This is a genomic window from Pseudomonas sp. PA-4-8C (genome assembly GCF_021606625.1).
Classification (GTDB): domain Bacteria; phylum Pseudomonadota; class Gammaproteobacteria; order Pseudomonadales; family Pseudomonadaceae; genus Aquipseudomonas; species Aquipseudomonas lactis.
Genome location: NZ_WKCD01000032.1, coordinates 1 through 22678, shown reverse-complemented (window position 1 = coordinate 22678; position 22678 = coordinate 1). Strand labels below are relative to the sequence as shown.

19 protein-coding genes and 1 pseudogene are annotated in these 22678 nt (G+C 59.1%); 13 read left to right on the top strand and 7 right to left on the bottom strand.

Features of this window, described 5'->3' with window-relative positions; translation table 11 throughout:
- Window positions 1–21 precede the first annotated feature (21 nt).
- The 4 genes from fmt to GIW04_RS08400 are packed head-to-tail and all read left to right on the top strand — an operon-like array spanning window position 22 to window position 4005.
- Window positions 22–975 carry a methionyl-tRNA formyltransferase gene (gene fmt / locus GIW04_RS08415; protein WP_120247403.1) on the top strand — a complete coding sequence of 318 codons (954 nt, stop codon included), beginning with the start codon at window positions 22–24 and terminating at the stop codon, window positions 973–975.
- The gene (gene rsmB / locus GIW04_RS08410) at window positions 972–2282 is read left to right on the top strand and encodes a 16S rRNA (cytosine(967)-C(5))-methyltransferase RsmB (protein ID WP_003187271.1); all 1311 of its coding nucleotides are present in this window, start codon (window positions 972–974) and stop codon (window positions 2280–2282) included. The genes fmt and rsmB overlap by 4 nt, the downstream gene beginning before the upstream one ends.
- Window positions 2283–2304: 22 nt before the next feature.
- A complete protein-coding gene (trkA, locus tag GIW04_RS08405) occupies window positions 2305–3678 on the top strand; it encodes a Trk system potassium transporter TrkA (protein WP_003187270.1) in 1374 nt (457 codons plus the stop codon).
- A gap of 15 nt (window positions 3679–3693) precedes the next feature.
- Window positions 3694–4005 (top strand): tetratricopeptide repeat protein, encoded by a 312-nt coding sequence (locus GIW04_RS08400; RefSeq protein WP_034134127.1) that lies wholly within the window; start codon window positions 3694–3696, stop codon window positions 4003–4005.
- 131 nt (window positions 4006–4136) lie between these two features.
- On the opposite strand, the gene GIW04_RS08395 is transcribed toward GIW04_RS08400, so the two are convergent.
- Window positions 4137–5024: a lysophospholipid acyltransferase gene (locus GIW04_RS08395; RefSeq protein ID WP_003187267.1), complete on the bottom strand. Its 888-nt coding sequence runs from the start codon at window positions 5022–5024 to the stop codon at window positions 4137–4139.
- Window positions 5025–5064: 40 nt separating this feature from the next.
- On the bottom strand, window positions 5065–5622 hold the full coding sequence (locus GIW04_RS08390) for a DNA-3-methyladenine glycosylase I (protein ID WP_003187266.1): 558 nt from the start codon (window positions 5620–5622) through the stop codon (window positions 5065–5067).
- An 81-nt stretch (window positions 5623–5703) separates the two neighbouring features.
- Here GIW04_RS08390 and glyQ point away from each other — a divergent pair, with 81 nt between their 5' ends.
- The 4 genes and pseudogenes from glyQ (at window position 5704) to GIW04_RS08370 (ending at window position 10100) form a co-directional block, all read left to right on the top strand.
- Entirely contained in the window at window positions 5704–6657 is a 954-nt protein-coding gene (gene glyQ / locus GIW04_RS08385) for a glycine--tRNA ligase subunit alpha (protein WP_003187265.1), read from the top strand.
- Complete coding sequence (glyS, locus tag GIW04_RS08380) at window positions 6654–8708, top strand: glycine--tRNA ligase subunit beta (protein WP_003187261.1); 2055 nt, start codon at window positions 6654–6656, stop codon at window positions 8706–8708. The genes glyQ and glyS overlap by 4 nt, the downstream gene beginning before the upstream one ends.
- Window positions 8681–9247: pseudogene (gmhB, locus tag GIW04_RS08375) on the top strand (D-glycero-beta-D-manno-heptose 1,7-bisphosphate 7-phosphatase); the annotation flags it as partial. The gene glyS and the pseudogene gmhB, both read left to right, overlap by 28 nt.
- An 82-nt stretch (window positions 9248–9329) precedes the next feature.
- Entirely contained in the window at window positions 9330–10100 is a 771-nt protein-coding gene (locus GIW04_RS08370; RefSeq protein ID WP_120247404.1) for a lysophospholipid acyltransferase family protein, read from the top strand.
- 181 nt (window positions 10101–10281) lie between these two features.
- Here the strand turns inward: GIW04_RS08370 and GIW04_RS08365 are convergent, their stop codons facing one another.
- Entirely contained in the window at window positions 10282–12561 is a 2280-nt protein-coding gene (locus GIW04_RS08365; RefSeq protein WP_003187256.1) for a CHASE2 domain-containing protein, read from the bottom strand.
- 411 nt (window positions 12562–12972) lie between these two features.
- Between GIW04_RS08365 and GIW04_RS08360 the strand changes: the two genes are divergently transcribed.
- Window positions 12973–13695, top strand: coding sequence for a response regulator transcription factor (locus GIW04_RS08360; RefSeq protein ID WP_003187255.1), 723 nt, complete (start codon window positions 12973–12975; stop codon window positions 13693–13695).
- A 104-nt stretch (window positions 13696–13799) separates the two neighbouring features.
- Here GIW04_RS08360 and gyrB read toward each other — a convergent pair whose 3' ends face one another.
- Genes gyrB through dnaA form a run of 4 tightly spaced genes read right to left on the bottom strand, consistent with a single transcriptional unit; the run spans window position 13800 to window position 20005 of the window.
- The gene (gyrB, locus tag GIW04_RS08355) at window positions 13800–16217 is read right to left on the bottom strand and encodes a DNA topoisomerase (ATP-hydrolyzing) subunit B (RefSeq protein WP_003187253.1); all 2418 of its coding nucleotides are present in this window, start codon (window positions 16215–16217) and stop codon (window positions 13800–13802) included.
- A 4-nt stretch (window positions 16218–16221) separates the two neighbouring features.
- Entirely contained in the window at window positions 16222–17325 is a 1104-nt protein-coding gene (gene recF / locus GIW04_RS08350) for a DNA replication/repair protein RecF (RefSeq protein WP_003187251.1), read from the bottom strand.
- Between the two features lie 20 nt (window positions 17326–17345).
- On the bottom strand, window positions 17346–18449 hold the full coding sequence (gene dnaN, locus GIW04_RS08345) for a DNA polymerase III subunit beta (RefSeq protein WP_003187250.1): 1104 nt from the start codon (window positions 18447–18449) through the stop codon (window positions 17346–17348).
- Between the two features lie 38 nt (window positions 18450–18487).
- Window positions 18488–20005: a chromosomal replication initiator protein DnaA gene (gene dnaA, locus GIW04_RS08340; RefSeq protein WP_003187249.1), complete on the bottom strand. Its 1518-nt coding sequence runs from the start codon at window positions 20003–20005 to the stop codon at window positions 18488–18490.
- Window positions 20006–20590: 585 nt separating this feature from the next.
- Here dnaA and rpmH point away from each other — a divergent pair.
- The 4 genes from rpmH to yidC form a co-directional block, all read left to right on the top strand.
- Window positions 20591–20725: a 50S ribosomal protein L34 gene (gene rpmH, locus GIW04_RS08335; RefSeq protein ID WP_003213577.1), complete on the top strand. Its 135-nt coding sequence runs from the start codon at window positions 20591–20593 to the stop codon at window positions 20723–20725.
- A gap of 13 nt (window positions 20726–20738) precedes the next feature.
- Window positions 20739–21146 (top strand): ribonuclease P protein component, encoded by a 408-nt coding sequence (rnpA, locus tag GIW04_RS08330; protein WP_020302575.1) that lies wholly within the window; start codon window positions 20739–20741, stop codon window positions 21144–21146.
- Entirely contained in the window at window positions 21139–21384 is a 246-nt protein-coding gene (yidD, locus tag GIW04_RS08325) for a membrane protein insertion efficiency factor YidD (RefSeq protein WP_019816912.1), read from the top strand. Before rnpA ends, yidD begins: the two co-directional genes overlap by 8 nt.
- 2 nt (window positions 21385–21386) lie before the next feature.
- Window positions 21387–22678: membrane protein insertase YidC (yidC, locus tag GIW04_RS08320; RefSeq protein ID WP_236478959.1), on the top strand; the 1292-nt coding region annotated here is incomplete at its 3' end.

Below are 22678 nucleotides of genomic sequence, written 5' to 3'. Positions count from 1 at the left end.
TGTTTTTAACCGAGAACTCCCATGACCGAGCCATTGCGCATTGTTTTTGCCGGCACTCCTGAATTTGCCGCCGAACACCTCAAGGCGCTGCTTGCCAGCCCTTATGACCTCGTCGCGGTGTACACCCAGCCGGATCGCCCGGCCGGTCGCGGGCAAAAACTGATGCCGAGTGCGGTCAAGCAGTTGGCGCTGGAGCACAACATTCCTGTGCTGCAGCCGCCGACCCTGCGTAACGCCGAGGCCCAGGCCGAACTGGCCGCGCTGAAGCCGGACCTGCTGGTGGTGGTGGCCTACGGCTTGATCCTGCCCCAGGCTGTGCTGGATATCCCGCGCCTGGGTTGCATCAACAGCCATGCTTCACTGCTGCCACGCTGGCGCGGTGCGGCGCCGATTCAACGCGCCGTTGAAGCAGGCGACAGCGAGAGCGGCGTGACCGTGATGCGCATGGAAGCCGGCCTGGATACTGGGCCGATGCTGCTCAAGGTCACCACACCGATCACCGCCCAGGACACCGGCGGCAGCCTGCACGACCGCCTCGCTGAGCTAGGCCCGCCCGCTGTGATCCAGGCCATCGCCGGCCTCGCTGCCGGCACCCTGGAAGGTGAAGTCCAAGACGACAGCCTGGCCACCTACGCCCATAAGCTGAACAAGGACGAAGCGCGCATTGACTGGAGCCGCCCGGCCCTGGAGCTGGAGCGCCTGGTACGTGCCTTCAACCCATGGCCGATCTGCCACAGCACCCTCAACGGCGAAGCCTTGAAAGTGTTGGCCGCGACCCTGGCCGATGGCACAGGCGCTCCCGGCGAGATCATCGGCGCCAGCAAAGACGGTCTGTTGGTGGCTTGCGGTGAACAGGCGCTGTGCCTGACGCGTCTGCAATTGCCCGGCGGCAAGGCGCTGAACTTCAGCGATTTGTTCAACAGCCGTCGTGAGAAATTCGCCTTGGGCACCACGCTTGGGGTGGTCACTCAATGAACCCACGTCTGGCCGCCGCCAAGGCTCTTGCCGCCGTCCTCAACGGCAAGGCTTCGCTGAACAGTTCGCTGCCGACGCAGTTGGATAAAGTTGAAGACCGCGACCGGGGGTTTACCCAGGACCTGGCCTTTGGCACCGCCCGTTGGCAGCCACGGTTGTCTGCGCTGGCCGCCAAGCTGCTGCAAAAACCGTTCAAAGCGGCGGACGCGGATGTCGAGGCGCTGTTGCTAGTGGGTCTCTACCAATTGCTCTACACCCGCGTGCCCGCCCACGCGGCCATCGGTGAAACCGTCGGTTGCGCCGACAAGTTGAAAAAGCCCTGGGCCAAGGCCCTGCTCAATGCCGTGCTGCGCCGCGCCCAGCGCGAAAGCGAAGCCCTGCTGGCCGAGCTGGAACATGATCCGGTGGTGCGCACCGCCCACCCGCGTTGGCTGCAAAAATCCCTGAAGGCCTTTTGGCCTGAGCAATGGGAAGCCATCTGCGCAGCCAACAACGCGCACCCGCCGATGATCCTACGGGTCAACCGTCGTCACCACAGCCGTGACGCGTATTTGCAGTTACTGGCGGACGCTGGCATCAACGCCACGCCCTGTGTGTACAGCACGGACGGCATCGTGCTCGAAGCGGCTGCCGATGTGCGTAGCCTGCCGGGCTTTGCCGAAGGTTGGATCAGTGTGCAGGACGAAGCCGCGCAGTTGGCCGCCGACTTGCTCGACCTCGCCCCCGGCCAGCGCGTACTCGATGCCTGCTGCGCGCCCGGCGGTAAGACCTGCCACATCCTCGAAGTGGAAAAAGACCTGGCTGGTGTAGTCGCGGTGGACCTTGAAGCCAAGCGCCTGGTGCGCGTGCGGGAAAACCTCACGCGCCTGGGCTTGAGCGCCGAGCTGATCGCCGCGGATGGCCGCGACACCGCCGCCTGGTGGGACGGCAAGCCCTTCCAGCGCATCCTGCTGGACGCCCCTTGCTCGGCCACCGGCGTGATCCGCCGTCATCCGGACATCAAGCTGACCCGCCAGCCCGACGACATCGCCGCCTTGGCGGTGCTGCAAGGCGAACTGCTCGACGCGCTTTGGCCCACCTTGGAAGTCGGCGGCATCCTGCTTTACGCCACCTGCTCCACCTTGCCCACCGAAAATACCGAGGTCATCCAAGCCTTCCTCGCCCGCACCAGCGGCGCGCGTGAGCTGGACCTCGCTACCACGGCCGGCATCAAGCAGCCCCACGGTCGCCAACTGCTCGCGCAGGAAGGCGGGCACGATGGCTTCTACTACGCCAAACTGATCAAGATCGCCGCCGCGCGCGGCTGAATGGTTTTAAGGGAGTGACCGGATGAAAATCATCATCCTTGGAGCAGGGCAGGTCGGTGGCACGCTGGCCGAACATTTGGCCGGTGAAGCCAACGACATCACCGTGGTCGACACCGATTCCGAGCGTTTGCGCGACCTGGGCGACCGTCTGGACATCCGTACGGTGCAAGGCCGCGCGTCGTTTCCGACGGTGCTGCGCCAGGCCGGTGCCGACGATGCCGACATGCTGGTGGCCGTGACCAACAGCGACGAGACCAACATGGTCGCCTGCCAGGTCGCCCACACCCTGTTCCACACCCCGACCAAGATCGCTCGGGTACGCGAAGCGGCGTACCTGACCCGCGCCGGTCTGTTCGATAACGACGCCATTCCGGTGGACGTACTGATCAGCCCGGAACAGGTGGTGACCCACTACATCAAGCGCCTGATCGAAATTCCAGGTGCGCTTCAGGTGATCGACTTCGCCGAAGGCAAAGCACAACTGGTGGCCGTGAAGGCTTATTACGGCGGGCCGCTGGTGGGCCAGCAACTGCGCCAGCTGCGCGAGCACATGCCGAACGTGGAAACCCGCGTGGCCGCGATTTTCCGCCGTGACCGGCCGATCCTGCCCCAGGGCGATACGGTGATCGAGGCTGACGATGAAGTGTTTTTTATCGCCGCCAAGGCGAACATTCGCGCGGTCATGAGCGAAATGCGCAGGCTCGACGAAAGCTACAAACGTATCGTCATCGCCGGCGGTGGGCAGATCGGCGAGCGTTTGGCCGAAGCCATCGAAAGCCGCTACCAGGTGAAGATCATCGAGATGAGCCCGACGCGTTGCCGGCATTTGTCCGACACCCTCGACAGCACTGTTGTACTGCAAGGCAGCGCCTCGGACCGTGACCTGCTGATGGAAGAGAACATCGCCGACGCCGACATCTTCCTGGCCCTGACCAACGATGATGAAGCCAATATCATGTCGTCCTTGCTGGCCAAGCGGTTGGGAGCGAAGAAGGTGATGACCATCATCAACAACCCGGCCTATGTGGACCTGATCCAGGGCGGCGATATCGACATTGCCATCAGCCCGCAGTTGGCGACCATTGGCACCTTGCTTGCCCACGTACGCCGCGGCGACATTGTCAGTGTGCACTCGTTGCGCCGGGGTGCTGCGGAGGCCATCGAGGCGATTGCCCACGGTGACTCGAAGTCCAGCAAAGTGATTGGCAAGGCCATCCGCGATATCGGCCTGCCGCCGGGCACCACCATTGGCGCGATCATTCGCGATGAAGAAGTGATCATTGCCCACGACGACACGGTGATCGCCACCGGAGACCATGTGATTTTGTTCCTTGTGGATAAAAAACATATCCGCGATGTGGAGAAGCTGTTCCACGTGGGGTTGAGCTTTTTCTGATCAAGGAGTGAACCGATGCTGGAGTCCCTGGAAAAAATGCTCGCCAAGGGCGTGGACAATTCGCTGCTGCGCTTTGGCCTGGGCAAGGGTTATCTGGACCTGAAGAACAACGCCAAGGCGGCCGAGCATTTGCAGCGATGCGTCGAGTTCGATCCTAAGTATTCGGCGGCGTGGAAGTTGTTGGGCAAGGCGCATCAGGCGCAGGGTGACAGTGCCTCAGCACGACAGGCGTGGGAAAAAGGCATAGAGGCGGCCTTGGCACACGGCGACAAACAGGCCGAAAAAGAGATGGCAGTGTTCCTGAAAAAACTCGACCGCCAGGCTTGAAACAATCCCCTGTGGGAGCTGGCTTGCCTGCGATGGCAGCACCTCGGTCTATCAGTTAAACCGAGGTGATGCCATCGCAGGCAAGCCAGCTCCCACATTTGATCTCCATTGGCTAGGAGATCAGCGGTGAATCAATACCACCGCGCCTCACCCAGTGGGCGTTTCTTGAAGCGTTTCATGCTCCACATGTACTGGCTTGGGTAAGCGCCGACATAACGCTCTACTACCTTGCTCATCGCCGCACAGGACGTCGCGGTGTCGGTGCTGTACATGTCCTCCGGCGCCGCTTCCAGGATCACCTTGTAGCCCGAGCCGTCCGGCAGCCGCAGGGCATGCAGGAACACACCCACCGCCTTGTGGCCCGCCAGCATGTTCGGCACGAACTTGCTGGTAAGCGCCTGGGTGGCAAAAAACGGTACGAAGATCCCGGCAGACTCAGCCGGCTCCGGGTCGGCAGGAATGCCCACCTGGCCGCCTTTGCGCACTTCCTTGATCACACTGAGAATGCCTTCCTTGGTGGAGGCCGCCACGCGGTTGCCCAACTGCACGCGCTGTTTGCGCAGCAATTCGTCCACGGCCTTGAGCTTGGGCGGGCGATAGAAAATGATCGGTTTGCACTGGCTGCAATAGAAGTGGTTCAACACTTCCCAGTTGCCTAAGTGGCTGGTGATGCCTACCACGCCTTTGCCAGAAGCCAGGGCCTCGTGCAGCACTTCCAGGCCTTCGACTTCGCGGACCAGGTCGATAGAGCGCTGCGCCGGCCAGATCCACGCGCAGGCGCTTTCGGTGAGGGACTTGCCGATGTCCATCAGGCTGCGGCCCACCAGGCGCTCGCGCTCTGCAGGGTCCATGTCCGGGAAGCATTTGGAGAGGTTGATCCGCACGGTATCGCGGGAACGGTTGGGGGTTTTCCACATGATCCAGCCGATCCCCGTGCCGACGGCTTGTACGGCGCGCCAGGGCAGCAGGGCAAACAACCGAAGAGCACCTACCAGCAAGGCGCCTTTAAACTTTTCCACAGGTCACTCCTGATCGTGTGTGGTGCGCAAAGCCGGCATTCTAACCGGCGTTGACCAAGTCCGCGTAACGGTCGCAGTCCTGGGTGTGGTCCATGACCATGCCCGAGGCCTGCATGAAGGCGTAGCAGATGGTCGGCCCGACGAAGGTGAAGCCGGCCTTTTTCAAGGCTTTGCTCATGGCTTCGGCTTCGGGCGTAATCGCCGGGACGTCGCTGCGATCCTTGAAGTGATTGACCTTGGGTTTGCCGCCGACAAACGACCACAGCAACCCCACCGGATCCTCCAGCGCTAGCCAGGCCGCGGCGTTGCGCCGAGTAGCGTTGAGCTTCAAGCGATTGCGCACGATGCCCGGGTCCTGCATCAGCACCTCGATTTCTTCATCGCTCAATTGCGCCAGGCGCTGCGCGTCAAAGCCGAACAACACCTTTCGATAATGCTCGCGTTTGCGTAAAACGGTGATCCAGGACAGGCCTGCCTGGAACCCTTCGAGCAAAAGCAACTCGAACAAACCCTGCGCATCGCGCAGCGGCGTTCCCCACTCTTGATCGTGATAAGCCATGTACAGCGGATCTTCAGAACACCAAAAGCAGCGTGGCATAAGGCTCCAGGGAGTGGTGGCGGGGCCGAATCGGGTATACTCCCGCTCTTTAAATCGCAGCCCAAGTAACAGGTGAATTTCGTGAGCCAGCCTACGCCAGCCGTGCGTACCTTCCAAGACTTGATCCTCGCCCTCCAGCAATACTGGGCCGAGCAAGGTTGTGTGGTACTTCAGCCCTACGATATGGAAGTAGGCGCCGGCACTTTCCACACCGCTACATTCCTGCGGGCCATCGGCCCGGAAACCTGGAACGCCGCTTATGTGCAGCCCAGTCGCCGCCCGACTGACGGCCGCTACGGCGAAAACCCGAACCGTCTGCAGCACTACTACCAGTTCCAGGTGGTATTGAAGCCCAACCCGGACAACTTCCAGGAGCTGTACCTGGGCTCGCTGAAACATGTGGGCCTGGACCCACTGGTGCACGACATCCGTTTCGTCGAAGACAACTGGGAATCGCCAACCCTGGGCGCCTGGGGCCTGGGCTGGGAAGTCTGGCTCAATGGCATGGAAGTGACGCAGTTCACTTACTTCCAGCAAGCCGGCGGCATCGAGTGCTACCCGGTCACCGGCGAAATCACCTATGGCCTGGAGCGCCTGGCCATGTACCTGCAAGGCGTGGACTCGGTCTACGACCTGGTGTGGGCTGACGGCCCGTTCGGCAAGGTGACCTACGGCGATGTGTTCCACCAGAACGAGGTGGAGCAGTCCACCTACAACTTCGAACACGCCAACGTCGACAAACTGTTCGAACTGTTCGACTTCTATGAAAGCGAAGCCAAGCGCCTGATCGAGCTCGACCAGCCGCTGCCGTTGCCAAGCTATGAAATGGTGTTGAAGGCCTCCCATACCTTCAACCTGCTGGATGCCCGCCGTGCCATTTCGGTTACTGCGCGCCAGCAATACATCCTGCGTGTGCGCACCCTGGCGCGTTCCGTCGCCCAAGCCTACCTGCTGGCCCGCGCCAAGCTGGGCTTCCCGATGGCAACCCCGGACCTGCGTGATGAAGTGTTGGCTAAGCTGGAGGCTGCACAATGAGTGCTCAAGATTTCCTGGTTGAACTGGGCACCGAAGAGCTGCCACCCAAGGCCCTCAATACCCTGGCCGATGCATTCCTGGCCGGTATCGAAAAAGGCCTGCAGACCGCTGGCCTGAAGTTTGAAGCCAAAAAAGTCTACGCCGCGCCGCGCCGCCTGGCTGTGCTGCTGACCGCGCTGGAAACCCAGCAGCCGGACCGCAGCATCAACCTGGACGGCCCACCGCGCCAGGCAGCTTTCGATGCCGACGGCAACCCGACCCAGGCCGCCCTTGGCTTTGCCAAAAAATGTGGCGTAGAGCTGAGCGAGATCGACCAGAGCGGCCCGAAACTGCGTTTCAGCCAGGTCATCACCGGCAAGCCGACCGCCAGCCTGTTGCCGACCATCGTTGAAGATTCCCTGAACGACCTGCCTATCCCCAAGCGCATGCGCTGGGGTGCGCGCAAGGAAGAGTTCGTGCGCCCAACCCAATGGCTGGTGATGCTGCTCGGTGACCAGGTCATCGATTGCACCATCCTCGCCCAGAAGGCTGGACGTGATTCCCGTGGTCACCGCTTCCATCATCCAGAAAGCGTGCGCATCACTTCGCCGGCCAATTACCTCAACGACCTGCGCGCTGCTTATGTGCTGGCCGACGCCAATGAGCGTCGCGAGCTGATCAGCAAGCGCACCGAAGAACTGGCCCGCCTGCAGGAAGGCACCGCCATCGTGCCGCCAAGCCTGCTCGACGAAGTGACCGCCCTGGTGGAATGGCCGGTGCCGCTGGTGTGCTCGTTCGAAGAGCGTTTCCTCGACGTGCCGCAAGAAGCCTTGATCACCACCATGCAGGACAACCAGAAGTACTTCTGCCTGCTGGACGTGGACGGTAAGTTGTTGCCGCGTTTTATCACCGTGGCCAACATCGAAAGCAAAGACCCACAGCAGATCATCGCCGGTAACGAAAAAGTCGTGCGCCCGCGCCTGACCGACGCCGAGTTCTTCTTCAAGCAAGACAAGAAGCAGAAGCTGGAAGACTTCAACCTGCGCCTTCAGAACGTGGTGTTCCAGGAAAAACTCGGCAGCGTCTATGACAAGGCCGTGCGTGTTTCCAAGCTGGCGGCCTACATTGCCCCACGTATTGGCGGCGACGCAGCCTGGGCCGCCCGTGCCGGCTTGCTGTCCAAGTGCGACCTGGCCACCGAAATGGTCGGCGAGTTCCCAGAGATGCAAGGCGTGGCGGGTTACTACTACGCCCTCAACGACGGCGAGCCGGATGATGTCGCCCTGGCCCTGAACGAGCAGTACATGCCGCGCGGTGCCGGTGCAGAACTGCCGAGCACCCTGACCGGTGCGGCCGTGGCCATTGCCGACAAGCTGGACACCCTCGTGGGTATCTTCGGTATCGGCATGCTGCCCACCGGCAGCAAAGACCCGTATGCCCTGCGCCGTGCGGCCTTGGGCGTGCTGCGTATCCTGATCGACAAGAAGCTGGACCTCGACCTGACCCAGGCCGTGGTATTCGCCGTCGGCCAGTTCGGCACCAAGGTCAAGCAAGCCGGCCTGGCCGAGCAAGTGCTGGAGTTCGTGTTCGACCGCCTGCGTGCGCGTTATGAAGACGAAGGCGTGGACGTTTCCGTCTACCTGTCGGTACGTGCGCTGCAACCGGGCTCGGCGCTGGACTTCGACCAGCGTGTACAAGCCGTGCAAGCGTTCCGCAAGCTGCCGGAAGCCGATGCCCTGGCCGCCGTGAACAAGCGCGTGTCGAACCTGCTGAGCAAGGCCGACAACCTCGGCACTGCTGAAGTCGACCCGGGCCTGTTTGCCGATGCCAAGGAGTTCTCGCTGAACTCGGCCATTGCCAAGGCCGAGAACGCCGTGAAGCCGCTGATCGCTGAGCGTGACTACGCGCAAGCGTTGGCGCGCCTGGCGTCTTTGCGTGAGCCGGTGGATGCGTTCTTCGAAGCGGTGATGATCAATGCCGACGATGCTGGCGTGCGCAAAAACCGCTACGCCATGCTCGCGCGCCTGCGTGGCTTGTTCATCAATATCGCCGACATCTCCGTACTGGGCTGACCATGTTGAAACTGCTGATTCTCGATCGGGACGGGGTGATCAACTACGACTCCGACGCTTACATCAAGTCGGTGGAGGAGTGGATCCCGCTGCCCGGTTCGATCGAGGCCATCGCGCAGTTGAGCAAAGCCGGCTGGACGGTAGCCATCGCCACCAACCAGTCCGGCATCGCCCGCGGTTACTACGACATCGCGACCCTGGAGGCCATGCACGCGCGTTTGCGCGCGTTAGTGGCCGAACAAGGCGGTGAGGTGGGGCTGGTGGTTTACTGCCCCCACGGGCCGGATGAGGGCTGCGATTGCCGCAAGCCCAAGCCTGGCATGTTGAAAATTATTGCAGAACATTACAAGGTGCCCTTGGCTGGGATATGGTTCGTCGGGGACAGCCTCGGTGACCTGGAGGCGGCCAAAGCCGTCGACTCTCAGCCAGTTTTGGTTAAAACCGGGAAAGGCGAAAAGACCCAGGCTAAAAACCTGCCGGTAGGCACCTTGATTTTTGACGATCTGGCGGCCGTTGCCGCAGAACTTATCAACAACTAGCCGCCCTCGACTTCCTGACCAAGGACTGTTCGGGAGTGCGCTTTTAACAGGCGGGCCGTGTCCCGCAACGGTAAATGCCGCCATGTCGATCTTGCAGGCCATCAGAACCTTTTTCTTTTACCTGCTGCTGGGCACCAGTTCGTTTCTCTGGTGCACCCTGAGCTTTTTTATTGCACCGTTCCTGCCCTTCAAGGCGCGCTATCGCTTTATCAACGTCTACTGGTGCCGCTGCGCGTTGTGGCTGAGCAAGGTGTTCCTGAACATTCGTTTCGAGGTCAAGGGCGCTGAAAACGTCCCTGATCAACCGTGCGTGATTCTCTCCAACCACCAGAGCACCTGGGAGACGTTCTTCCTCTCGGCGTACTTCTCGCCGTTGAGCCAGGTGCTCAAGCGCGAGTTGCTGTATGTGCCGTTCTTCGGCTGGGCCATGGCCATGTTGCGACCGATCGCCATCGACCGTGACAACCCCAAGGCTGCGCTCAAGCATGTCGCCAAGAAGGGCGATGAGTTGCTCAAGGACGGCGTCTGGGTGCTGATCTTCCCTGAGGGCACGCGGGTGCCCTACGGCGCGGTGGGCAAGTTCTCACGCGGTGGTACCGCCTTGGCGGTCAACGCCAACCTGCCTGTGCTGCCAATTGCGCATAACGCCGGCAAGTTCTGGCCCAAGACTGGCTGGGCCAAACGCCCGGGCACTATCACCGTGGTGATCGGCGAACCGATGTACGCAGAGGGCGAAGGGCCACGTGCCATCGCCGCCCTGAACGACCGCGCTGCGGCGTGGAATGAAGCGCAGCAAAGGGCCATGGGCTCCCTGCCTCCGGAACCGGTGGTGGTGGAGACGCCGGCAGTTTGAGCATCTGTGGATAACCTGTGTACGCTTTGTTGGCGAATTGGCTTTTTTGCATCATAACAAGCTGATTTACTTACATATTTCTGAAGCTCATAAAATTCGGAAAAACGTGCATAAGTTTTTTCTTCATAAAAAAACCGGTCCTTGTGACCGGTTTTTTATGCACAGCAGAAAAGCCGCTTTTTCAGTCCTCCAATAACGGCAGCAGCAGGATAAACGTCGAGCCCTTGCCCAGCTCACTTTCACACACGATGCGCCCACCGTGCCGCTCCAACACTGCTTTAACCATGGTGAGCCCCAGTCCAAGACCCTCACTGCCTTGAGCCGAATCGAAACGTCGGTATTGGTTAAACAACTCCGGCAGATCCTCAGGCGCAATCCCCGGTCCCTGGTCGCTTATCCTGCATTCCAACCAACCTTGCGCACTGCCATGCTTCAACCTGACGGTGGTACCGGATGGGGAGTATTTGATCGCGTTCTCCAGCACATTGAACAACGCCCGGGTGAGCAGCGATTGGTCGGCGTAGACCATGGCCTCGTCCGCCTCATCCAGGTCGTGAACCAAATGGATGCCCTTCAACTGCGCAATCACCGCCACTTGATCAAAGGCGTCCATCACCAGCATGGCAAACAGGGTGGGCTGGAACTGGTAACCGTCCGCTTCAGCCTTGGCCAATTGCACAAAGGATTCGGTCAGGCTCAAGGCCCGCCGTACTTGCTGTTCGATTTGGGTAAACACCGCAGACTCCCCGTTGTGCACGTCCAGTAGGGCGAGGATCGCTGAATGCGGTGCACGCAGGTCATGGGATAGGAAACGCAGCATCGTCTCGCGGTGCTGCTGGGCTTCACGCTCCTTGCTCAGGTCCGTGAGGCTCAACAACCAGCCGAGGGCAAAATCACCTTCGGCAGGCAGCAAAGGAGCCAGTTCCATGCGTAAACTGCGTTGGTGGATATCGCGAAACTCGACCAGTTCCAGCGCCGACAGGGCAGGGCGTACACCATTGTGCAGCGGGGGATAACCCAGATCAGCAAGCTGTTCGACGAGGTTTTCACCGACCAGGTCATTGCCGAATACTTCACGGGCCACGCGGTTGGCCAACAGGATGCTGCCCTGGGGATCGGTGATCAGGGTCGCTACCGGCAGGCACTCCAAGCCGTCCGCCATAAAGCGCCGCGTATCGCGGGTACGGCTGACGGCTTGTTCAAGGGCAAAAATCCGCCCTTGCAACACATCGCCCTTGCTCGCCGGCGCGCGACGCCGTTCCGGAAGCACCTTGGGTTCGTTATCCAGGCGTGCCAGTTCCCAGCCAAAGTAGGCGAGGATTACGCTCAGGCGTCGCCAATTCCAGATCAGGTAACTCAGCAACAAACCGATCAGGCACGCTGCGGGGCTCCACCAGTGGCCCAGGCGCAATAGAGCCCATGAGCCCAGCAACGCCGCGCCCATGCCTGCCAAGGTCATCCACAGGGCGTAGCGGGGGCGCACCAGCAGAAGGCCCAACAGCAGGGCCACCAGGGACGTTGCCAGCAACGCCGCCAACCAGCCGGGCAGATCGACGATGCTGCGACCCTGCAATAAACCATTCAGTACTTCAGCCTGGATCTCAACCCCCGCAGTGGTGCCCACGGTGGAAGAGAGCGGCGTCACGAAACGATCGGCCATGCCATAGGCTGATGCACCGATCAGAATCAGGCGACCCCGCAACGACTCGGGAGGTACCTCGCCGCGTAATACGCTGACGTAGGACACACTGGGAAAATGGTCTGGTTCCGAAGTGAACGGCACACGAATCTCATGTTCCTGGTGCCAGTGCCCTCCAGTAGGCTCTTGCGGCAGGCCCGGCATCGTCTCGGCATGCTCGCTCATGGCGAATGCCAGCCACGCCAACTGAGGGAGTGTGCTTCCCGCAGGGCCCTCACGTAGATACACGCTACGCACCACACCGTCTTTATCCGCTTCGACGTTGATGTGCCCAACGCCCTTGGCGCACTTGAGCAGTGGCGACAACGGCGTTACCTGGGCCTTGGGGCTGACGCTGCTATCCCCGGCGATGGGCAGCAATACATTGCCGGCTTTGCATACGGCATCGGCCAGGCGCTGGTCGTCATTACTGTTGCCGCTCTCACTGAAGATCACATCAAACAAAATACCCGCCGGCTGGGCGGCGTTCAGGCGTTCAATCAGGTCGGCATGTACGCTACGCGGCCAAGGCCACGGGCCGAGTGCTTCCAGGCTCGGCGCATCGATGGTCACCAGAACGATGCGTGGGTCTACCGGTAAGGGCGTGAGGCGGCGCAGGCTGTCATAGAGCGGATTGTTAAGCGCCAGGCCAGCGCTCAAGGATAAGTAGGCGGTAAAGGGCAGGAGTACCAGACCGATCAGCAGCCATTCACGAACCAACCCATGGAACAAAAGCTGGGCCTGGGTAGGTTGGCGTTTCTCGGCTTTGCGCCATAGGTTCACAGGGCTACCGCCACGAGCGTGCCGAGGCATTGATGGTCATTAAGTAAAAGTGTCATAAGCCCAGGATCCCTCTCCATGGGGTTGCGATGAAGTGCATGCAGTGTTCTGAAACCAGTGAAGCTTATTTCGGTCTCATTGGAGGACTTCCCACGACCGCGCAATGAACGATACCGCACATTGGAGCAGGCATGAGGCGCCGGCGAGGCGATCGGCACAGAGCCTTTTCCACACCAACAGGAGCCGGTATCTTCTTCGAAGATCGTAATGAATTGAGTTTACGGCGCTTTCAGCGTATCGAGAGATCCAAGCACTGTAGAATCCGTCCATAATTATTCAGATTCAGAGGCCGGCATTTGTACAACATGTGCCCCCCATTCAAGCCCTCGTATTTTTGTAGGAAGGACCCCGCCTATGCGTGTCGCAATACTGGATGACGAACCCGCGGAGTTGCGACGGGTGGAACAGACACTGCGACAGATTCCCGGCCCGGCTGACCAGCCTTGGTCTCTGCATTTCTTTGAGCGCGGTGAAGACCTGCTGCGCCAGCTACGTCGGGAAACCTTTGACCTGCTGATCCTCGACTGGCAACTGCCGGACATCTCCGGGATAGCGTTATTGCGCTGGACTCGCGAGCACATGGAATCTCCCCCTGCCGTCATCATGCTCACCAGTCGCGATGCCGAGAGCGACATCGTGACGGCGTTGAATAGCGGGGCGGATGATTATGTCAGCAAGCCGTTTAGGCCCAACGAACTCAAAGCTCGAGTCAGCGCCGTCCTGCGGCGCCACGGTTTGCAGAAGTCGGCTAGCCAGGAAGTGCAGAGCTTTAACGACCTGACATTCGACGATGCCGAACTGACCGTCACACGCGCAGGCAAACCCATCAACCTGACAGAACGGGAATACCGCCTGGCAAGCTGTCTATTTGCCAACCTGGCCCGGCCGTTGTCTCGCGAGTACCTGTATGAGCGGTTCTGGAGCCACGAAGAAATGGTCTCGTCGCGGCCGTTGGACACGCATATCTACCGCCTGCGTAACAAGCTAGGGCTGACGGCGGATCGCGGCTGGCAGCTGTTGACGATCTACGGGTACGGGTATCGATTGGAGAGTGTGACACCCGCTGTGGAAAGTTAAATACGTCGATGTTCCACGTGGAGCATTTAAAAATGCGCGACTGCGAACCAACAAAAAAGGCCAACGCTAAGCGTTGGCCTTTTGTTTTTAGCGGATGTACCTGATCAGAAGTCCAGGTTAGACACCGCCAAAGCATTGCTCTCAATGAAGTCACGACGAGGCTCGACCGCATCACCCATCAGGGTGTTGAAGATCTGGTCTGCGCCAATGGCGTCTTCGATGGTCACGCGCAGCATGCGGCGCTGAGCAGGGTCCATGGTAGTTTCCCACAGCTGATCCGGGTTCATCTCGCCCAGACCTTTATAGCGCTGGATGGTATGACGCTTGGTGCTTTCCGCCATCAACCAGTCCAAGGCTTCTTTGAACTCCTTGACCTGCTTCTTGCGTTCGCCACGCTGGATGTAAGCACCGTCGTCCAGCAGGGTGCTCAGTTGCGCGCCGAGGGTGACTACGGTTTTGTAGTCGTTGCTGCCGAAGAAGTCGCGGTTGAAGGTGACGTAGTTCGACAGGCCATGGGAGATCAGTTCGACCTCTGGCAGCCATACGTTACGTTCGCGGTCTTCACGCAGGCTAGCTTTGTACACCAGGCCAGACTTCTCCACAGTACGCAGGCGCACTTCGTATTGGGCCAGCCAATCCTGCATGGCGGCGTGGTCGCCCAACTGCTCCAGGCTTACGGCCGGCAGGTAGATGAAGTGCTCGGTCAGCTCCTGAGGGTACAGGCGCGACAAACGCTTGAGCGTCTTCATGACCATGCGGAAGTCGTTGACCAGTCGCTCCAGCGACTCACCGGAGATACCCGGCGCTTCGTCATTCAAGTGTAGGCTGGCATCTTCCAGAGCCGACTGCGTCATGTACTCTTCCATGGCGTCGTCGTCTTTGATGTATTGCTCTTGCTTGCCCTTTTTCACTTTGTACAACGGCGGCTGAGCGATGTAGATGTAGCCACGCTCGATCAGCTCCGGCAACTGACGGAAGAAGAAGGTCAGCAGCAGGGTACGGATGTGCGAACCGTCGACGTCAGCATCGGTCATGATGATGATGTTGTGGTAGCGCAGCTTGTCGATGTTGTACTCGTCGCGGCCAATACCGCAGCCCAACGCTGTGATCAAGGTGCCGACTTCCTGGGAGGAAATCATCTTGTCGAAGCGGGCCTTCTCGACGTTGAGGATCTTACCTTTCAACGGCAGGATGGCCTGGGTGCGACGGTTACGACCCTGCTTGGCGGAACCGCCAGCAGAGTCACCTTCCACCAGGTACAGTTCGGAGAGGGCAGGGTCCTTCTCTTGGCAGTCAGCGAGTTTGCCTGGCAGGCCGGCGATATCCAGCGCGCCTTTACGGCGGGTCATCTCACGGGCCTTACGCGCGGCTTCACGGGCGCGGGCAGCATCGATCATCTTGCCGACGACCAGCTTGGCTTCGTTCGGGTTTTCCAACAGGAAGTCGGAGAAGTACTTACCCATTTCCTGTTCAACCGCAGTCTTCACTTCGGAAGACACCAGCTTGTCTTTGGTCTGGGAGCTGAACTTCGGATCCGGTACCTTGACCGAGATGATCGCCGTCAGGCCTTCACGGGCATCGTCACCGGTGGTGGCGACTTTATGTTTCTTCGCCAAACCTTCCGCTTCGATGTAGGTGTTCAGGTTACGCGTCAGCGCGGAACGGAAACCCACCAAGTGGGTACCGCCATCGCGTTGTGGAATATTGTTGGTGAAGCACAACAGGTTCTCGTTGAAGCTGTCGTTCCACTGCAGTGCGATTTCCACGCCGATGCCGTCTTCACGCTGGATGTTGAAGTGGAACACCTGGTTGACCGCAGTCTTGTTGGTGTTCAGGTATTCAACGAACGCACGCAGGCCACCTTCGTACTTGAACAGCTCTTCCTTGCCGCTGCGCTCATCCTTGAGGACGATGCCGACACCGGAGTTAAGGAAAGACAGTTCACGAATCCGCTTGGCCAGGATGTCCCAGCTGAAGTGGATGTTCTTGAAAGTTTCTTCCGATGGCTTGAAGTGGATCTGGGTACCGGTGGTCTCACTGTCGCCGACGATTTTCATCGGTTCCTGTGGTACGCCGTGGACGTAGGTCTGCTCCCAAATCTTGCCGCTACGGCGGACAGTCAGGATCAGTTCTTCGGACAGGGCGTTCACTACCGACACACCTACACCGTGCAAACCACCGGATACTTTATAGGAGTTGTCGTCGAACTTACCGCCGGCGTGGAGCACGGTCATGATGACCTCTGCCGCCGAAACGCCTTCTTCTTTGTGCACGTCTACCGGGATGCCACGACCGTTGTCACGCACGGTAATGGACTCATCCGGGTGGATAATAATGCTGATGTCGTCGCAGTGACCGGCCAGAGCTTCGTCGATGGAGTTATCGACCACCTCGAACACCATGTGGTGCAGACCGCTACCATCATCGGTGTCGCCAATGTACATACCGGGACGTTTGCGTACGGCATCCAAACCTTTCAGCACTTTAATGCTGGTCGAGTCGTACGTGTTTTCTTCGCTCATGCCTTCACTCCCGATGGTCGTGGGTCTGGGTGATACGGCCTTGTTCCACGTGGAACAAAGCGACTGGCGTTTCCGTCTGCCAGCCTTCCCTCAATAATTCGTGGTCTACACAGGTAATAAACACCTGGCAGCGTAAGTCTTCCAACAAGCGGCATAGCGAGCGGCGGTGCTGCTCGTCGAGCTCCGACGGCAAGTCATCCACCAAATAAATACACTGACCGCGTCGAGCCTGGCTAACCAAATGGCCCTGCGCGATACGCAACGCACAGACCACCAACTTCTGCTGGCCGCGGGACAAGATGTCCGCCGCATTGTGTGCACCTAATCTAAGGCGCAAATCAGCGCGTTGGGGTCCGGCCTGGGTGTGGCCGATTTGCTGATCCCGTTGCAAGGACGTTGCGAGCACTGCACTCAGCTCACGTTCTTTGTCCCAACCCCGGTAATAACTCAGCGTCAGCCCCTCGAGGTCCAACAACTCGCTCAAGGTCTGCTCAAAGACTGGTTTCAAGGCTTTGATATAGGCACGGCGGTATTCATCTATTTCGTCGCTGGCCAGGCACAGTTCACGGTCCCAGGCTGCTTGCGAAGCGGCGTCAAGTGTACCATGCCGCAGCCATGAGTTCCGCTGCCGCAGGGCCTTCTGCAGGCGCTGCCAAGTGGCCATGAAGCGTGGTTCCACGTGGAACACGCCCCAGTCGAGGAATTGCCGACGGATTTTCGGGGCACCCTCCAATAATCGAAAGCTGTCGGGGTTGATCAGCTGCAACGGCAGGATCTCAGCCAGCTGCGCTGCGCTGCGCGCATTTTGCCCGTCGATTCGGATCTGAAATTCCCCACCGCGATCACGCGATATCCCCAGGCTGCTATGACCGCCCTCAGCCAATTCCACTTGGCCAAATACGGTGCAGGCCAACTGTTCGTACTGAATCACGGGTAGCAGGCGCGCACTGCGGAAAGAACGCGCAAGCCCCAGCAGGTGGATGGCTTCCAGCACGCTGGTTTTGCCACTGCCGTTGGCGCCATGGAGGATGTTGATGCGGGGGGAAGGGGAGAAGGTCACCGGGTGCAGATTGCGCACCGCGGTGACCGAGACGCGACTAAGGGACATCTAGCTTCTGCTGAGCATGATTACAGGCGCATCGGCATGACAACGTAAGCCGAGTCGTCGTTGTCGGATTCTTGTACCAGGGCGCTGCTGTTGGAGTCCGAAAGAATCAGACGAACCTGTTCGGTGGTCATCACCCCCAGCACGTCCAACAGGTAGCTCACGTTAAAACCGATTTCCAGCGAAGCGCCGTTGTAGTCGACACCCACTTCTTCTTCTGCCTCTTCCTGTTCCGGGTTGTTGGCCTGGATTTTCAGTTGGCCGTTGGCCAGCTGCAGGCGAATACCGCGGTACTTTTCGTTGGACAGAATCGCCGTACGGCTGAAGGCTTCACGCAGAGCCTGACGATCACCGACCACCAACTTGTCGCCACCTTTAGGCAACACACGCTCGTAGTCCGGGAACTTGCCGTCTACCAACTTGGAGGTGAAGGTGAACTCACCGGTGGTGGCGCGAATGTGGTGCTGGCCCAACACGATGCTGACGTTACCGTCCGGCTCGGTGAGCAAGCGCGCCAGTTCAAGGATACCTTTGCGTGGAACGATCACTTGGTGACGATCCGGCTGACCGATATCGGCACGCATCGAGCACATCGCCAGGCGGTGACCGTCGGTGGCCACGGCGCGGATGATGCCTTCCGAGACTTCCAGCAGCATACCGTTGAGGTAGTAACGCACATCCTGCTGGGCCATGGCGAAGCTGGTGCGCTCGATCAGGCGACGCAGCTTGCTTTGCTCCAGGCTGCACGTCAGCGAGCCCGGGCCTTCTTCCACGGTAGGGAAATCATTGGCCGGCAAGGTCGACAGGGTGAAACGGCTGCGACCGGCCTTGACCACCAACTTCTGCTCATCCACCTTGATGTCGATCAGCGCATCGTTGGGCAGGCTTTTGCAGATATCCATCAGTTTGCGCGCCGGCACGGTGATCTCGCCCGGTTCGGCGGGCTCTTCGAGCTGGACGCGACCCACCAGTTCGACTTCCAGGTCGGTACCGGTCAAGGACAACTGTTGCCCCTCGACCACCAGTAATACGTTGGAAAGCACCGGCAAGGTCTGTCGGCGCTCGACGACGCCTGCGACCAGTTGCAGGGGTTTCAACAGGGCTTCGCGTTGAATGGTGAAATGCATGGTCTAGTCCCTTGCCTTAATAAGCTGCGCTGGTGTCATCACGTAGTCAGTGTACGCAGCAGGTTCTTGTAGTCCTCGCGAATATCCGCGTCGGATTCCTTAAGTTCATTGATCTTGCGGCATGCGTGCAAGACCGTGGTGTGGTCGCGTCCGCCAAACACATCACCGATTTCGGGCAGGCTGTGGTTGGTCAACTCCTTGGAGAGGGCCATGGCAACCTGGCGTGGACGTGCAACCGAGCGCGAACGGCGCTTGGACAGCAGGTCGGAAATCTTGATCTTGTAGTACTCGGCCACGGTGCGCTGGATGTTATCCACACTCACCAGCTTGTCCTGCAAGGCCAGCAAGTCTTTCAAGGACTCGCGAATCAGCTCGATGGTGATATCGCGGCCCATGAAGTGCGAGTGAGCGATGACCCGCTTGAGCGCGCCTTCCAGCTCACGCACGTTGGAACGGATGCGTTGGGCGATGAAGAACGCAGCATCGTGCGGCAGATCGACTTTAGCCTGATCGGCCTTCTTCATCAGGATCGCAACGCGGGTTTCCAGCTCCGGTGGCTCGACTGCAACGGTCAGGCCCCAGCCGAAACGCGACTTCAGACGTTCTTCCAGGCCTTCGATTTCCTTCGGGTAACGGTCACTGGTCAAGATGACCTGCTGGCCACCTTCGAGCAGCGCGTTGAAGGTGTGGAAGAACTCTTCCTGGGAACGTTCCTTGCGTGCGAAAAACTGAATGTCATCGATCAGCAAGGCATCAACGGAGCGGTAGAAACGCTTGAACTCGTTGATTGCGTTGAGCTGCAAGGCCTTGACCATGTCGGCCACAAAGCGCTCCGAATGCAGGTAAACCACCTTGGCATTCGGGTTCTTCTTTAATAAGTGATTACCGACGGCGTGCATCAAGTGCGTCTTACCCAAACCTACGCCGCCATAAAGGAAGAGCGGGTTGTAACCATGCTTGGGGTTATCGGCGACCTGCCAGGCGGCCGCTCGGGCCAGCTGGTTGGACTTGCCTTCGACGAAGTTTTCGAAGGTAAACGTGCGGTTCAGGTAACTGGTGTGCTTGAGCGCGCCTTCTACCTGCACAGTGCGTTGCTCGGAGCGCACAGGCGCCTGCTGGGAGCTGGCACCGGCCATCGGGTCGAAGCTGTCGCGGGACGGCTCCTCATTCTCCGGCGCATTTTTGCGCGACGAAGGTTTGGACGGCGCAGATGTCGGTGCAGGTGCAGCGGCGACAGGCGCCACTGCAGCTTGGGCTTGCGACGCGGCGGCGGCCAATGGCGCATTCGGCGCGGCGCGGGGAGCTGAGCTGCGCTTGCTGCCTATTAATAAGGAGAGAGCAGGCGCCAGACCGTTGCCATGTTCGTCGAGCAATTCGAGAACGCGGCCCAGGTACTTCTCGTTGACCCAGTCGAGGACAAAACGATTGGGCGCATAGACACGCAACTCGTCGCCTTCGGCTTCGACCTGTAGCGGACGGATCCAGGTGTTGAATTGCTGGGCAGGCAGCTCATCGCGCAAAAGCTCCACGCACTGCTGCCAAAGTTCCACTGACACGGATATCCCCTAAGTTGAAAGCCGGTGAGGCAAAAACAGCCGCCATTGTAGCGGCCAGCCGTCCACTTATCCACATGTAGGTTGCTCACAGGACACCCAAAATCAATGCCTTAACCGTAAAAAATGCGACCAGTGGTCTGTGCATAAGCTCTGTGGATAAACCCACCTAAGCTCATTGTACAAGTGGGGTCGAAAGTCTGTGGGTAACCGACCTGTGGATAACTAGCTGTTCCACACACAGCTTATCCGATAGCGCAGCACAGGCAGAGCACCGCTTCTCCCCCGTGTTGTCATTCTCTGTACAACCCGTAGAACAAGGGCTAAAGGTAGTTATCCACAGATCATCACGCCTCTAGCTTTTATAAGCTTTACAGAAAAGCTTTAAATAACTTCCTTCTTTATTTTTATATCTATGGCATGTCAGATGGAAGCCAAACGGGGAGAAGGGCGTCAGGACCCCGTGGACATCTAATTAAAGGAAAAGCTGGTTGGAAATTGACCTAGAGGCTTGCTTTCTCTAGAATCGCCGGTCTCTTAAAACGGGGGCCATTCCGGCCCGTTGTGGACGAACCAGGTAACAACGCCATGAAACGTACTTTCCAACCAAGCACCATCAAACGCGCCCGTACTCACGGCTTCCGTGCTCGCATGGCTACCAAGAACGGCCGTGCTGTCCTGTCGCGTCGCCGCGCCAAAGGTCGTGCGCGTCTGGCAGTTTGATAATCCGGTACTGGTGGTGAGTCAGGACTTCAGTCGGGAAAAGCGTCTGCTAACCCCCCGGCATTTCAAGGCAGTCTTTGACTCCCCCACCGGCAAGGTTCCGGGGAAAAATCTCCTGCTCCTTGCGCGTAACAACGATCTTGATCACCCCCGTCTCGGGTTGGTGATCGGCAAGAAGAGCGTAAAGCTCTCCGTTGAGCGCAATCGCCTCAAGCGTCTGATGCGCGAATCGTTTCGCCTCCACCAGGACACTCTGGTTGGTTGGGATATTGTTATCGTCGCGCGCAAAGGCTTGGGTGATGTAGAAAACCCCGAATTGATTCAGCATTTCGGCAAGCTCTGGAAACGTTTGGCGCGTACCCACAAGCCAGCACCAGCAGTCAGCACCGAAACTGTAGGGGTAGACAGCCTTGATGCGTAAACTGGCAATCGTTCCGATCCAGTTTTATCGCTATGCCATTAGTCCTCTGATGGCCAGCCACTGTCGTTTCTACCCCAGTTGTTCCTGCTACGCGTTAGAGGCCATAGAAAATCATGGTCTTCTGCGCGGTGGCTGGCTGACCTTTCGTCGTTTAGGTCGCTGTCATCCGTGGAATCCCGGTGGTTATGACCCGGTTCCACCTATCCCTACCTCCCGTTCTTCTTCGATGGCCGAGTAATCATGGATATTAAACGCACAATCCTGATCGTCGCCCTGGCAATCGTGTCCTATGTCATGGTCCTTAAATGGAACCAGGACTACGGTCAGGCTGCCCTGCCGACTCAGAATGTTGCTACCAATCAGGCTGCGCCGGCTATTCCGGACACCCCGCTGGGTAACAATGCGTCCGCGAGTGCCGATGTTCCCAGCGCGAATGGCGAGACAAGTGCACCGTTAGAAACGCCAGTGGTCACCAACAAAGACCTCATCCACGTAAAAACGGATGTGCTCGACCTGGCTATCGACCCACAGGGTGGTGATATCGCACAGCTGAAGCTGCCGCTTTATCCACGTCGCCAAGACCATCCGGATGTGCCGTTCCAACTGTTCGATAACGGCGGTGAACGTACTTATCTGGCGCAAAGCGGCCTGACCGGCACCAATGGTCCGGATGCACGTGCTACCGGTCGTCCGGTTTATTCGACCGAACAGAAGACTTATCAACTGGCAGACGGCCAGAACCAGTTGAACGTCGACCTGAAATTCAGCCTCGACGGCGTCAACTACATCAAGCGTTTCAGCTTTACCCGCGGTTTGTACGACTTGAAGGTCACTTACCTGATCGACAACACCAGCGACAAAGCCTGGAGCGGCAACCTGTTTGCCCAGCTCAAGCGTGACGCCAGCTCCGATCCGTCTTCCAGCACCGCCACCGGTACCGCGACTTACCTGGGCGCTGCCCTGTGGACAAGTAACGAGCCGTACAAAAAAGTGTCGATGAAAGATATCGACAAGGGCACGCTGAAAGAAACCGTCCAAGGTGGCTGGGTAGCGTGGCTGCAGCACTATTTCGTGACCGCCTGGATCCCGAACAAGGGGGATGCGAACCTGGTTCAAACCCGCAAGGACAGCCAGGGCAACTACATCATTGGCTTCACTGGCCCGGCGTTGACCGTCGCTCCAGGTGCCAAGGCTGAAACCAGCGCTACCCTGTACGCCGGCCCTAAAAGCCAGGCCGTATTGAAAGAGTTGTCCCCAGGTCTGGAACTGACTGTGGATTACGGCTTCCTGTGGTTCATTGCCCAGCCGATCTTCTGGCTGTTGCAACATATCCACAGCATCGTCGGTAACTGGGGCTGGTCGATCATCTTCCTGACCATGCTGATCAAAGGGCTTTTCTTCCCTCTGTCGGCAGCCAGCTACAAATCGATGGCGCGTATGCGTGCCGTGGCCCCGAAACTGGCCGCGCTGAAAGAACAACATGGTGATGACCGGCAGAAAATGTCGCAGGCCATGATGGAGCTGTACAAGAA